The organism is Streptomyces sp. NPDC043952, from assembly GCF_056435325.1.
In genome coordinates, this window is record NZ_JBWKES010000013.1 from 33,287 (window position 1) to 46,463 (window position 13,177).

Genomic DNA, 13,177 nt, shown 5'->3' on the forward strand with positions numbered 1-13,177 from the left:
CACGTAAACCAGGAATGATCCATTTCGCGATCTTCTATGGCAATCCTTTGCAAATGAGCGCCAGAGAGTGATCGGGAAATGACCAACTGTGTGTCGGCTGTGGAGACGTGGTCCCGATCCCCTAGGTTCCCAGGCCTGAATGTGACCGATGTCGCATCGACAGTCGTACGGATGGGAGTGGGTGCCGGATGGTGTCAGCCACGGTGAGCAGGAGCGCGGTCCTCGGAGCGGTCGCGCTGTCGCTGCTCGCGGTCCCGGTGGTGAAGTCGGCCGCGGCGGACGGGCTCGCGGCGCCCGACACGGCGGGTCTGACCGCGGTGCTGCGGTCGGCGGTGGCCCAGGGCGCGCCGGGCGCGCTGGCCCGGATCGACGACCACGGCACGGTGTACCGGACGACCTACGGGTACGCCGACCGCGGCACCCGGCGGGCCATGGACGCGGGCGACCGGTTCCGCGTCGGCAGCGTCACCAAGTCCTTCTCGGCGGTCGTCCTGCTGCAACTCGTGGACGAGCACCGACTGGAGCTGGACGCGCCGGTGAACCGCTATCTGCCGGGGCTGCTGCCGGACGACCGGATCACGGTGCGCCAGGTGCTCGGCCACCGCAGCGGGCTGTACGACTTCACGAACGACATGTTCGCCGACAGCGTCCCCGGCTTCGAGGCGGTCCGCAACAAGGTGTTCAGCTACCGCGAGTTGGTGGCGCTGTCCCTGAAGCACCCGCGCACCAACGCGCCCGGCGCGGCGTACTCGTACTCGAACACGAACTTCGTGGTCGCCGGAATGCTCATCGAGAAGATCACCGGGCACTCGGTGCGGACCGAGTACCAGAACCGCATCTTCGGGCCGCTGAAGCTCCGGGACACGTTCTACGTGCACCCCGACACCGCGATCCCCGGCGCGCACGCCCACGGCTACCTCACCCCCGACAAGGCGGGCGATCCGCTGGTGGACGCCACCGAGCAGACGGTGTCGTGGGCGCAGAGCGCGGGGGCGATCATCTCCAGCGCGCGGGACCTGAACACCTTCTACAGCGCGCTGCTCGGCGGGAAGCTGATGTCCGCGGCGCGGCTCGCCGAGATGGAGAGGATGAACCGGGTCGACGCCACCACCGCGTACGGGCTCGGGCTGCGCCGCCGCGATCTGTCCTGCGGGATCTCGGTGTACGGGCACACGGGTACGGTGCAGGGCTACTACACGTACGCGTTCGCGACCAAGGACGGCGGCCGGAGCATGACGGCCGTCGCCACCACGTCGAACAACGGCAAGGTGCTCAACACGCTTGGGGGTGCGCTGGATTCGGCGTTCTGCGGGAAGCAGGGCAAGCGGTGGCCCGAGGGGGCGGGCAAGGAGTAGGCGCCGAGCGTCGATCTTGGCAGAAGGTGTGCCGCCGGGTCAGGATGCCCGTATGAAGGGTGATCTCTTTTCCAGCCGGCACCTGGTGCGGGCGGCCGTCGAACCCGGTATGTCCGTCGAGAACGCCAAGTGCCTCAGGTACGCGGTGGACGGCGAGATGTACGCCCGGCAGGGCGCGATGGTCGCCCACCGCGGTGACCTGCGCTTCGAGCGCAAGGGGCAGGGCGTCGGGGGCATGCTCAAGCGCGCGGTGACCGGTGAGGGGCTGCCGCTGATGGCGGTGCGCGGGCGGGGCGAGGTGTGGCTCGCGCACGAGGCGCAGAACTGCTTCGTGGTGGAGCTGGAGCCCGGCGACCGGTTCACGGTGGGCGGCCGGCATGTGCTGTGCTTCGACCCGTCGCTGTCGTACGAGATCCGGACGGTGAAGGGCTCGGGTGTCACCGCGGGCGGCCTGTTCAACACCGTGCTCGCGGGCAGCGGCCGGCTCGGGCTGGTCTGCGAGGGCAATCCGCTGGTCATCCCGGTCTCGGCGGAGCAGCCGGTGTACGTCGACACGGACGCGGTGGTCGGCTGGACGGAGGCGCTGGAGACCTCGCTGCACCGCTCGCAGTCGATAGGGTCGATACTGCGCGGCGGCTCCGGGGAGGCGGTACAGCTGATGCTCCGGGGCGAGGGCGTGGTCGTCGTACGCCCGAGCGAGCTGACCCAGCACAAGCCGCAGCAGCGCTGAACGGGAAGGGTGGCACACCTTGATCGGCATATCCGAGATCGAAGCCGCGGCCGAACGGATCGCCCCGCACGTGGTGCGGACGCCGACGGTGGCGAGTCCGGGGCTCGGCGCGCTGCTCGGCGTGCCGGTCACCGCCAAGCTCGAACTGCTCCAGCGCACCGGCTCGTTCAAGGCGCGCGGGGCGGCGGCGAAGCTGCTGTCGCTGACCGAGGCGGAGCGGGCGGCGGGCGTGGTCGCGGTCAGCGGCGGCAACCACGGGATCGCGCTCGCGGTGATGGCGGCGGCGCTCGATGTGAAGGCGACCGTGGTGATGCCCCGCACCGCGCCCGCGCGTTCGCTCGCGCTCGCCGAGGAGGCCGGGGCGTCGCTGCGGCTGACCGACGGCATGGACAGCGCCTTCGAGCTGGGGATGCGGCTCGCGGGCGAGGGGCTGACGCTGGTCCACCCCTTCGACGATCCGGTGGTGATCGCCGGGCAGGGCACGGTCGGCCTCGAACTGGCCGAGGACGCCGCCGGGGAGCTGACGGACGTCGTCGTCAGCATCGGCGGGGGCGGGCTGATCGCGGGCATCGCGGCGGCGCTGCGGGCGCGGCGGCCCGGAGTGCGGGTGTGGGGCGTGGAGACGGCGGGCGCGGAGGCGATGTCGGCCGCGCTGCGGGCGGGCGGCCCGGTGCCGGTCCCGCTGTCCTCCCTGGTCACGACGCTGAGCGCGCCCACGGTGTGCCGGCTGACCTACGACCATGCGGTCAAGCTGGTCGAGGACGTCCTGGTGGTCCCGGACCGGGAGGCCGTCCGCGGCAGCCTCGACCTGGCCACCCACGCCAAACTCTGGACCGAACCGGCCGCGGGCTGCCTGCTCCCGGCCGCACGGGAGGTCATCTCCCGCGTCGGCCCCGACGCCCACCTGGGCCTCGTGGTCTGCGGCGGCAACACGACCCTGCCCGAGCTGACCGCCTGGACAAAGCGCTTCGGGCTGGCGTAGCCGGGGCACCGGGCCGCGCGGGCACACCGGCTCACGGCGAACAGACCGGCACGCCCACGGCCGGGCGGCCGGGGCGCCGGTCCGCGGAGGACGCGCCGCGAGCCGGTGGGCATGCCGGTCTGCGGAACGCGCGCGACGACAGGGCAGGCGTGCGGTTCTGCGTCGGGCGCACCACAACGCGGTGAGGCCGCCGGTCCGCGGCGGACACACCACGCGGTAAGCCCGCCGGTCCGCTGCTCGCGTCCCGCGGCGCGGCATCTCTGTCGGCCAGCGCGGACTCTGCGGTTCCCCGGCGGGCCCGTCGGTCTGCGAGGAGACCCGCCGGCCCGCGGAGCCGCCTCACCACGCGGTGACCCCGACGGACTCCCCCAAGCCCATCGGCTCAGGGAAAGCCCACCGGCTCGCGGTGAGCCCCCGGTCTGCGGTCGGTGCTACGGCAAGCGCGACGGTCCGCGAGCCCGCCCCCTCGTCCTCGGTTCGGCCGCCGCCCCGCCCCCGTTTTCATGGCCGTCGGGCCGGGGACTCGGGGGGCATGGTGCGAATCGGATACACGATGATGACCGAGCAGGCCGGGCCGCGGGAGCTCGTGGAGCATGTGGTCGGGGCCGAGGAGGTGGGGTTCGACTTCTCGGTGATCTCTGATCACTACTTCCCGTGGCTGCGGGCGCAGGGGCACTCCCCCTACGCGTGGACCGTGCTGGGCGCCGCCGCGCAGGCCACCTCGCGGATTCCGCTGATGACCTACGTGACCTGCCCCATCCGGCGCTACCACCCGGCCGTCGTGGCGCAGAAGGCGGCGACCGTGCAGCTGCTGTCCGAGGGCAGGTTCCGGCTCGGGCTCGGCGCGGGCGAGAACCTGAACGAGCATGTGGTGGGCGGCGGCTGGCCCCCGGTCGACGTACGCCACGAGATGCTGGAAGAGGCCGTACAGATCATCCGCGCGCTGTTCGAGGGCAAGCACGTCACCCACCACGGCCGGCACTACCAGGTGGAGTCGGCCCGGCTGTGGGACGTGCCGGAGCAGGCCCCGCCGATCGGCATCGCGGTCTCCGGCGAGCAGTCCTGCCGGCTCGCGGGGCAGCTCGGCGACCTGGTGATCGCGACCGAGCCGAAGCCCGACCTGCTGGCGGCCTTCGACCGGCACGGCGGCCGCGGCAAGCCCCGCGTCGGCCAGCTGCCGGTGAGCTACGACCCCGACCGGGACACCGCCGTCAAGCGCGCCCACGCCCAGTTCCGCTGGTTCGGGCTCGGCTGGAAGGTGAACGCCGAGCTGCCCCACCCGGACTCCTTCGACTCCGCGACGCAGTTCGTCACCCCCGACGACGTGGCCGCCTCCATCCCGTGCGGCAACAACCCCGAGGACTTCATCGAGGCCGTACGGCCGTATGCCGAGGCCGGGTTCGAGGAGGTCGCGCTGGTGCAGATCGGCGGGGACACCCAGCCGGAGTTCCTGGACTGGTCGGCGAAGACCCTGCTGCCCGCGCTGCGGGAGGCGTTCGGCTGATCGAGTGCTCGACCAGGGCGAACGGGGGTACCTGAGGGTTCTACGCCGATCGTCCTGGGAGGTCCTCGCGTGAACGCCTTCGTGCACCAGACCCTGGTGGTGCAGCTCCACACCCCCGGCACCGGCCGCTTCCCGGTCCTCGTCCACCTCGGTTACGACGCCGCCGACCCGTTCGCGGTCACGGCCGTCTTCGCGCACGACGGCCGGGTGCTGGCCCAGTGGCGCCTCGACCGCGAGATGCTCGCCGAGGGTCTGACCAGGCCGGTCGGCATCGGTGACGTACGGCTGCGGCCCGCCGGCACCGGGGTGGGGCACGAGCTGCGCATGGAGTTCCTCGGGGACGCGCGCCCGGACGGCGGGCGGCAGCGCGCGGTGGTGTACGCCTGGGCGCCGGCCGTCGCCGCGTTCCTGCGCGAGACCCGCGAGATCGTGCCGCCGGGCAGCGAACGGGCCCCGGTGGACGAGCTGTTGGCGGACATCCTCGCCCTGGGATGAACGCCGGCCGAGGTCAGAGGGCGTGGGTCAGCGAGCGGCGGTACGTGAGGCCCGGCCGGCCGGACAGCCGGGTCTCGCCGGTCACGGTGAACCCGGTGCGCCCCAGCACGGTCCGCGAGGCCGCGTTGTCCAGCGTGGTCGCCGCCGTCAGGAAGGTCAGCCCGTATGCGTCGGCGGCCCGCGCGCACAACTCCCGTACCGCCCAGGTCGCCAGCCCCCGGCCCGCGGCGCGCTCGGCGATCCGGCAGCCGAGATCGGCGCCGCCGTCCGCCAGGTCCACGAGGTTGATCCGGCCGAGGATCGCCCCGTCCGGGCCGGTCACGACGTGGAAGCGGCAGACGCCCGCCTCCTGTTCGGCGAGCAGGGCGCGCAGCCGCTCCCCGAACCGGGCGAAGTAGGCGTCGCCCCGGTCGGGGACGGTGCGGGCGAAGTACGCCCGGTTCTCCCGCTCGAAGGCGAGCAGCGCGGGGGCGTGGTCGGGGCACAGCGGTCGCAGCTCGGGCATGGCGGGACCCTACGCGCCCCGCTCGCCGGGCCCCGTTACCGGTTTTCCGTGCCCGTGGTGTGCCGGCGCCGGGCCCACAGCGGCAGGCCGTACCAGCACACCAGGTACCAGGCGACGACGCCCGCGACCAGCCAGGGCACATAGCTGTCCCGCGTGGCCACCCGCAGGATGAGCAGCAGGGCCGAGGTCATGGTGGCCAGCAGCAGCACCAGGCCGACGAAGGTCAGGCGGGCGGCGATCCGTACCGCTCGGGGTTTGACCCGGCGGCCGGAGACCAGGCGGTGCAGGGAGACCGGGCCGATCAGGGCGCCGGTGGCGCAGGCGCCGAGCGCCACGGTGACGATGTAGATGTGCTGGTCGATGTCGGGCAGCCGGGCGTACTTGGGCTGGAAGACGACGGTCAGCAGGAAGCCGAACAGGATCTGCACGCCCGTCTGGGCGACGCGGACCTCCTGGATGAGTTCACCCCACATCCGGTCGGCCCGCTCCTCCCCGCTCTCGTCGCGCCCGCTGCGTCGTCCTTCCTCGGTCATGGGAAGCAGGTAACCGCGCGGCCGTTCCTTCAAACGGTGCGCGCCGGCGCGGCTACCAGCGGTGCTCGACCTGCTCCGCGATCCGCCGCTGGTACAGGTCCCGGATCGCGGTGAACGTCTCCGGGGGCAGCGGCGGCAGCTTCGCGGCGGCCGCGTTGGCGCGGGCCTGCTCGGGGTTGCGGGCGCCGGGAATGACGGTGGTGACGCCCTCCTGCTCGATGATCCAGCGCAGGGCGAGCTGGGCCGGGGTGTAGCCCTCGGGGGCGAGCGCCGCGAACTCGGCGGCCGCCTCCACGCCCGTGGCGTAGTCGACGCCGGAGAAGGTCTCGCCCTGGTCGAAGGCCTCGCCGTGCCGGTTGAAGGTGCGGTGGTCGTTCGCGGCGAAGACGGTGTCCTTGGTGTACTTGCCGGACAGCAGGCCGGAGGCGAGCGGCACCCTGGCGATGATGCCGACCCCGGCCGCGCGGGCGGCGGGCAGCACCTCGCGCAGCGGCTTCATCCGGAACGGGTTCAGGATGATCTGCACGCTGGCCACGTTCGGCCGGGCGATCGCGGTCAGCGCCTCGGTGCAGGTCTCCACGCTCACGCCGTACGCGGCGATGCGCTCCTCCTCGACCAGGGTGTCCAGCGCGTCGTACACCGCGTCGGTGGAGTAGACGGCGGTGGGCGGGCAGTGCAGCTGCACCAGGTCGATCCGGTCGACGCCGAGGTTGCGCCGCGAACGGTCGTTCCAGGCGCGGAAGTTGTCGAGGACGTAGTTCTCGGGGAGCTGGTCCACGCGGCGGCCCATCTTGGTGGCCACCAGCACATGCAGATCGGGGCGGCCGCTCAGGAAGGCGGCGATGGTCTGCTCGCTGCGCCCGTCGCCGTAGACGTCGGCGGTGTCGAAGAAGGTGACCCCGGACTCGGCGGCGGCCTCCAGGACGGCCAGCGCGTCCTTGTCGGCCACGTCGCCCCAGTCCGCGCCCAGCTGCCAGGTGCCGAGTCCGACCACCGACGCCCACTGACCCGACCTGTCGATTACACGTTCGTCCATGGCGACAGTCTGTCACCCGGCGGCCGGCCGCTCGGGGCGGCGCCCGCTCAGGCCTCGGCGGTACGGCACTCCGGGTGGCCCCAGCCCTGGGCGTTCTTGGCGATGGACTCGCCCGCCGCGTAGGAGCGGCCGCACAGGCAGCGCCCGGCGAACTTCGCCTTGATGGTGCGCGAGGAGGACGAGGCGCTTCCGGTGCGGCGGGCCGTCTTCTTGCGCGGGGCGCCGGACTTGGGCGTGTCGGGCGAGGGCGGCGGCACCGGCGAGCCCAGCGCGCTGCCCGCCGCCTCCTGGGCGATGGCGGCCTGGCTGGCGGCGCGGTCGGCGAAGTCGTTGAGCGGGTCGCCGTCGACCTGGTGGGCCGGGACGTAGCGGAACTCCACCGAGCGGCCCTCCAGGAGCGCGTCGATGCCGACCACCAGCTCCTGGTTGGCGACCGGCTTGCCCCCGGACGTCTTCCAGCCGTTGCGCTTCCAGCCGGGCAGCCAGGTGGTGACGGCCTTCATCGCGTACTGGGAGTCCATCCGGATCTCCAGCTCCACGTCGGGATCGACCGCACTCAACAGCCGCTCCAGGGCGGTGAGTTCGGCGACGTTGTTGGTGGCCCGGCCCAGCGGGCCCGCCTCCCAGCGAGCGGGCGTCCGCTCGTCGTCGTCCGAGACCACCCACGCCCATCCGGCCGGTCCGGGGTTTCCCTTCGAAGCCCCGTCGCACGCGGCCACCACTCGTTCACGCATGCGCACGATCATCCCATGACGGCGCGGGTGCCCCGACCGGCCCTGTGCGGTCCCCGCTCAGGCGTCCTCGATCCGCGGCGGCTCCCCCTCGGTGGTGGTGATGTCGATCACCGAGAAGTCGGCGCCCTGCGGATCGCTGAGCGTCGCGAACCGGCCGAAGGGGCTGCTCATCGGCCCGAAGCGGACGATGCCGCCGAGCCGGGTCGCTCGGGCGACGGCCTCGTCGCAGTCGGCGACGGTGAAGTAGACGTTGATGTACGAGGGCACCTCGGGCGGGAAGTCCTCGGTCATCCGCATCCGCCCGAGCACGGTGTCCTCGCCGACGGCGAACATCCGGAAGTCCACCGCGTCGTCCACGAGGTCCTTGATCCGGTACGGGAAGACCGCGCGGAAGAACGCGTCCGCCTTCTCGGGCTCGCGGGTGAACACCTCGGCCCAGCAGTAGGCGCCCGGTACGGCCGTCTCCCCGAAGCCCTCGTGGGTGCCCGCCTGCCACACCCCGAACACGGCCCCGCTGGGCTCGCGGGCCAGGCACATGGTGCCGAAGTCGCCGACCCGCATCGGCTCCAGCAGGACGTCACCGCCGTGCCGCCGCACCTTCTCGGCCGTGGCGGCGGCGTCCGGCGAGGCGAAGTACAGGCACCACCGCGACTGGCCCTCCTGTCCGGGCATGGGCGGGACGACGGCGGCGACGGCCTTGCCGTCCACCGTCGCCTGGGTGTAGCGGCCGAACTCCGCCGGGGAGTCGCCGAAGGTCCAGCCGAGGACGTCGCCGTAGAACCTCTTGGCGCCCTCCAGATCGGTGAACATCGCATCGGCCCAGCAGGGCGTTCCCTCGGGTTGTACGGCCATGCCCGCCGCCCTCCTGATGTCGTCGGGGCCCCCGTCCGCCCACGCTAGCCAGCCCCCGGCGGGGCCGCGCGCCGAGCGGGGTGCTGCCGGACACTGGGGGGGGGAGGACCGGTCGGCTGCGGAAGGGCACGGGCGATGGCGACGATGCGGGCGTGGTCGGTGGTGGCGCCGGGACCGGTCGAGGGCGAGCCGCTGGAGCCGGTGGAGCGGCCGGTGCCCGCGCCGGGGCCGGACGAGCTGCTGGTGCGGGTGCGGGCGTGCGGGGTGTGCCGGACCGATCTGCATGTCACCGAGGGCGAGCTGCCGGTGCGCCGGGCCGGGGTGACGCCCGGACACGAGGTCGTCGGCGAGGTGGCGGGGCTCGGCTCCCAGGTCTTCGGCTTCGCGCCGGGCGACCGGGTGGGCGTGGCCTGGCTGCGCCGCACCGACGGGGTGTGCGCCTACTGCGCGCGGGGCGCCGAGAACCTGTGCCCGCGCTCGCAGTACACCGGCTGGGACGCGGACGGCGGCTACGCCGAGTACACCACCGTGCCGGCCGCCTTCGCCTACCGGCTGCCCGACGCGCTGGACGACGTGTCGGCGGCGCCGCTGCTGTGCGCCGGGATCATCGGCTTCCGCGCGCTGCGCCGCTGCGCGCTGCCGCGCGGCGGGCGCCTGGGCCTGTACGGCTTCGGCGGCAGCGCCCATCTGTGCGCGCAGGTCGCGCTCGCCGAGGGCGCCACCGTGCATGTGGTCACGCGGGACGAGGTCTCGCGCCGGCTCGCCCGCCGGCTGGGCGCGGCCTCCGCGCGGGACCTGGACGAGCCGCCGCCCGAGCCGCTGGACGGGGCGATCCTGTTCGCCCCGGTCGGCGATCTGGTGCCGGTGGCGCTGCGCGCCCTGGACCGGGGCGGGGTGCTCGCGGTGGCGGGCATCCACCTCAGCGACGTACCGCCGCTGCGCTACGAGACGGACCTGTTCTACGAGAAGGAGCTGCGCAGCGTCACCGCCAACACCCGTGCGGACGGGCGGGAGTTCCTCACCCTGGCGGCCCGCTACGGCGTGAGGGCCACCACTCACCCCTATCCGCTGGACCGGGCCCCCGAGGCCCTGCGCGATCTGAAGGCGGGCCGCTTCGACGGCGCGGCGGTGCTGGTCCCTTCCGCCGGGCACTGAAATCCCCTCGACAGCAAGGGCGTCGGGGCGCTCGAATGGGTGCCGTGAACGCGCGGCGGATGCACCCGGACGAACTCGACCTCGACGCCCCGCTCGTCCGGCGTCTGCTCGCCCGCCGCTTCCCCGAGTGGTCCGGGCTGCCGGTACGCCGCCTCGTGTCCTCGGGCACCGAGAACGCCATGTTCCGGCTCGGCACCGAGCTGGTGGTACGGCTCCCGAGGCGCCCCGGCGCGGTCCCGGACCTGGCGCACGAGCTGCGCTGGCTGCCCCGGCTGGGACCGCTGCTGCCGGTGGCGGTGCCGGAGCCGGTGGGCGCGGGCGAGCCGGACGAGGACTTCCCCTGGCCCTGGGCCGTCTACCGCTGGCTGGCGGGCGGCAACCCGGTGGTGGGTGCCCTGCCCGAACCCCTGCGCCTGGCCGAGGAGTTGGGGCGGTTCGTGCGGGCGCTGCGGCGCATCGACGCGGGGGCCGCGCCGGCCGGCTACCGGGGCGGCCCGCTGCGGGAGCGGGACGCGCCCACCCGCGCCGCGGTGGCCGGGCTGGGCGACCGGATCGACGCGGAGGCGGTCACGGAGCTGTGGGAGCGGGCGCTGGCGGCCCCGGCGCACAGCGGTCCGCCCCGGTGGGCACACGGCGATCTGTCCCCCGGCAATGTGCTGGTCGACGGCGGCCGGCTCGGCGCGGTCATCGACTTCGGCTGTGCGGGGGCGGGCGATCCGGCCGTGGACCTCATGCCGGCGTGGAACCTGCTGCCCGCCCCCGCCCGTGACACCTTCCGGGCGGCGGTCGGCGCGGACGACGCCGAGTGGGCGCGGGGGCGGGGCTGGGCGCTGTCGGTCGCGCTGATCCAGCTCCCGTACTACTGGGACACGAACCCGGCCCTGGCGGAGAACTCCCGGCATGTGATCGCCCAGATCCTGACCGAGGCCGGGTGAGCCGCCGGCGCGCTCGGGGCGGCCTTCGCGTCACTCCCCCGCGTGGGCCTTCTCCAGGGCGGCGGCGTCCAGTTTGCCCATGCTCATCATGGCGCGAGCCGTACGGGCCGCCTTCTCCGGGTCCGGGTCGCTCATCAGGGTGAGCAGCCGGTCGTAGACGACCTGCCAGGAGACGCCGTACCGGTCCTTGAGCCAGCCGCAGGGGCCGCCCTCGCCGCCGTTCTCGGTGAGCCGGTTCCAGTAGTGGTCGATCTCCCGCTGGTCGGAGCAGATGATCTGGAAGGAGATCGCCTCGTCGAAGGTGAATTGGGGGCCGCCGTTGAGCGCCATGAACCGCTGGCCGTTGGCCGTGAACTCCACGGCCAGCACGGAGCCCTCCGGGCCGGGTCCGGCCGCGGTGTGCCGGGTGACACGGTCGATGCGGGAGTTCTCGAAGACCGACACGTAGTACCGCGCGGCCTCCTCCGCCTGGCCGTCGAACCAGAGACACGTGGTGAAACCGTCGGTGGTCATGAGCACCTCCTTGGTGGGGACATCCGGTCGGGGTGCAGACCGGCGGGCGGCCCGGAACTCATCGGCGGGGGCGGAATCCGGCCGCGGCGGTCACTTTACGGCGGTGGGGGAACCGGGGCCCGCCGGGCGGGGACGTGCGCTCGATTTCGCCGGAACCGCTGGGGGAACGGCAGATCCCCGCAGGGGCCGGCGGAGGTGCGCGGGGGTGGCGGGGAACAGCGATTTCGCGCCAGCGCCGTACGGAGCGAGCATGCACGGAGTCACCGGGGGTACCCGCGCCGTGAACGACTCGACCGGCGGGAATGAAGCGCCGGATCCGGGGTACACGCCGAGGACACAACAGTGCAGGGACCAGAAACAGCGGCCGACATGGGCAGACGTCGAAACGTGACTTTCGTGGGAGAGGTAATGGACACCGCCGGGACGCGGGCGCAGACAGCGGTCATCGAGAGGACCGGGCAGGACGAGGCGGACACGGGGACACTGCCCGGCATCGCAGACCCCACCTCCGTGGCCCCGAGGGACGCGCGCCAGCTGTCCCGCCAGTTCTTCCGCCGGCTCACCGAGCTGGAGGAGGGGACCCACGAGTACCAGTACGCGCGCAACACCCTCATCGAGATGAACATGTCGCTCGTGCGGTTCGCGGCCGGCCGGTTCCGGGGCCGCGGCGACGACATGGAGGACATCGTCCAGACCGGCATGATCGGGCTGATCAAGGCCATCGACCGGTTCGAACTGTCACGCGAGGTCGAGTTCACCTCCTTCGCGCTGCCGTACATCGTCGGCGAGATCAAGCGGTTCTTCCGCGACACCACCTGGGCGGTACACGTCCCGCGGCGGCTCCAGGAGCTGCGGGTGGAGCTGGCCAAGGCGCGCGAGGAACTGTCCAGCCGCCTCGACCGCGAGCCGACCGTCGCCGAGCTGGCCACCTTGATGAACCTCTCCGAGGAGCAGGTGCTGGAGGGCCAGCTCGCCGCCAACGGCTACAACTCCTCCTCGCTGGACGCCGCCCTCACCGGCGACGGCCCCGAGGACGGCGAGGCGGTGCTCGCCGACTTCATCGGGGTGGAGGAGGAGGGGCTGCGCCTGGTGGAGGACTTCCACGCGCTGGCGCCGCTGATGGCGGAGCTGAGCGAGCGGGACCGGCAGATCATCCATCTGCGGTTCGTGGAGGAGGCCACGCAGGCGGAGATCGGGGAACGGCTCGGCTGCTCCCAGATGCATGTGTCACGGCTGATCAAGCGGATCATCGCCCGGCTGCGGCAGGGCATGCTGGGCGAGCTGGGCTGCGCCTGAGCCGGGAGGCGAGCCGGCGTACGAGGGTTTCTCCGCGCGCTGAGCGCCCGGCACCGAAGACGGTCCGGGCGCTCAGCGCCGCAGTGCGAAGCGGGCGACCACGCGCTTGCCGACCGGGACCCGCTCGACGGTGACCTCGGTGGCGAGGGCGTGCACGATCTCCAGGCCGTGCCGCCCGATGCGCCGCGGGTTCTTCGGGAAGATCTGCGGCAGGGCCGTACTGCTGTCGCAGACGGACACCGTGACGGAGGCGTCCGTGCCCTCCAGCTCCAGGATGTAGGGGCCGTCGCTGTGCCGGTCGGCGTTGGTGACCAGCTCGCTCACCAGCAGGAGCAGCTCGCCGTCCGCGGCGCGGTCGATCGCCGCGCACCACTCGGTGCGCAGCTGCTCCAGGAACTGTGCCGCGAAGGCCCGCGCCTCGGCGATGCAACCGGGTTCACCGGTGAAATGCGCCGCGCGTCTCAGCGGCTCGACGGGTACGTCAAAGCCGGTCGGTATCACTGCCCCGCCCAGATACTCGGTCATGCTGTCTTCCTCGCGGGCCGGTGGCCC

The 13,177-nt window shown here is 72.9% G+C and carries 15 protein-coding genes; 8 read left to right on the forward strand and 7 right to left on the reverse strand.

The features are described from left to right. Positions 1-188: 188 nt before the first annotated feature. The 5 genes from AC069R_RS17180 to AC069R_RS17200 all read left to right on the forward strand — a co-directional run bounded on the left by AC069R_RS17180 (position 189) and on the right by AC069R_RS17200 (position 5,066). Entirely contained in the window at positions 189-1,355 is a 1,167-nt protein-coding gene (locus AC069R_RS17180) for a serine hydrolase domain-containing protein (RefSeq protein WP_478767606.1), read from the forward strand. 52 nt (positions 1,356-1,407) lie between these two features. Continuing rightward, positions 1,408-2,085, forward strand: coding sequence for an AIM24 family protein (locus tag AC069R_RS17185; RefSeq protein WP_478767607.1), 678 nt, complete (start codon positions 1,408-1,410; stop codon positions 2,083-2,085). Between the two features lie 19 nt (positions 2,086-2,104). Next, positions 2,105-3,067, forward strand: coding sequence for a pyridoxal-phosphate dependent enzyme (locus tag AC069R_RS17190; RefSeq protein ID WP_478767608.1), 963 nt, complete (start codon positions 2,105-2,107; stop codon positions 3,065-3,067). Between the two features lie 532 nt (positions 3,068-3,599). Continuing rightward, positions 3,600-4,571, forward strand: a complete 972-nt coding sequence (locus AC069R_RS17195) for an LLM class F420-dependent oxidoreductase (RefSeq protein WP_478767609.1) — start codon at positions 3,600-3,602, stop codon at positions 4,569-4,571. Between the two features lie 69 nt (positions 4,572-4,640). Beyond that, positions 4,641-5,066, forward strand: a complete 426-nt coding sequence (locus tag AC069R_RS17200) for an SsgA family sporulation/cell division regulator (RefSeq protein WP_478767610.1) — start codon at positions 4,641-4,643, stop codon at positions 5,064-5,066. A 13-nt stretch (positions 5,067-5,079) separates the two neighbouring features. Here the strand turns inward: AC069R_RS17200 and AC069R_RS17205 are convergent, their stop codons facing one another. The 5 genes from AC069R_RS17205 to AC069R_RS17225 are packed head-to-tail and all read right to left on the reverse strand — an operon-like array spanning position 5,080 to position 8,726. After that, complete coding sequence (locus AC069R_RS17205) at positions 5,080-5,571, reverse strand: GNAT family N-acetyltransferase (RefSeq protein WP_478767611.1); 492 nt, start codon at positions 5,569-5,571, stop codon at positions 5,080-5,082. A 35-nt stretch (positions 5,572-5,606) separates the two neighbouring features. Further along, positions 5,607-6,104, reverse strand: coding sequence for a DUF6328 family protein (locus AC069R_RS17210; RefSeq protein WP_478767612.1), 498 nt, complete (start codon positions 6,102-6,104; stop codon positions 5,607-5,609). A 52-nt stretch (positions 6,105-6,156) separates the two neighbouring features. Beyond that, entirely contained in the window at positions 6,157-7,140 is a 984-nt protein-coding gene (locus tag AC069R_RS17215) for an aldo/keto reductase (protein WP_478767613.1), read from the reverse strand. Positions 7,141-7,187: 47 nt separating this feature from the next. Next, a complete protein-coding gene (locus tag AC069R_RS17220; RefSeq protein ID WP_478767614.1) occupies positions 7,188-7,886 on the reverse strand; it encodes a ribonuclease H family protein in 699 nt (232 codons plus the stop codon). A 45-nt stretch (positions 7,887-7,931) separates the two neighbouring features. After that, entirely contained in the window at positions 7,932-8,726 is a 795-nt protein-coding gene (locus AC069R_RS17225; protein WP_478767615.1) for a VOC family protein, read from the reverse strand. A 144-nt stretch (positions 8,727-8,870) separates the two neighbouring features. On the opposite strand from AC069R_RS17225, the gene AC069R_RS17230 reads away from it, so the two are divergent. After that, a complete protein-coding gene (locus AC069R_RS17230) occupies positions 8,871-9,881 on the forward strand; it encodes a zinc-binding alcohol dehydrogenase family protein (RefSeq protein ID WP_478767724.1) in 1,011 nt (336 codons plus the stop codon). 35 nt (positions 9,882-9,916) lie between these two features. Then, the gene (locus tag AC069R_RS17235; RefSeq protein ID WP_478767616.1) at positions 9,917-10,816 is read left to right on the forward strand and encodes an aminoglycoside phosphotransferase family protein; all 900 of its coding nucleotides are present in this window, start codon (positions 9,917-9,919) and stop codon (positions 10,814-10,816) included. Positions 10,817-10,846: 30 nt separating this feature from the next. Here AC069R_RS17235 and AC069R_RS17240 read toward each other — a convergent pair whose 3' ends face one another. Then, complete coding sequence (locus AC069R_RS17240; protein ID WP_478767617.1) at positions 10,847-11,329, reverse strand: VOC family protein; 483 nt, start codon at positions 11,327-11,329, stop codon at positions 10,847-10,849. Between the two features lie 408 nt (positions 11,330-11,737). Here AC069R_RS17240 and AC069R_RS17245 point away from each other — a divergent pair, with 408 nt between their 5' ends. After that, complete coding sequence (locus AC069R_RS17245) at positions 11,738-12,625, forward strand: RNA polymerase sigma factor SigF (RefSeq protein ID WP_397988268.1); 888 nt, start codon at positions 11,738-11,740, stop codon at positions 12,623-12,625. Positions 12,626-12,697: 72 nt separating this feature from the next. Here AC069R_RS17245 and AC069R_RS17250 read toward each other — a convergent pair whose 3' ends face one another. Next, entirely contained in the window at positions 12,698-13,150 is a 453-nt protein-coding gene (locus AC069R_RS17250) for an ATP-binding protein (protein ID WP_471061001.1), read from the reverse strand. Positions 13,151-13,177: the final 27 nt, after the last annotated feature.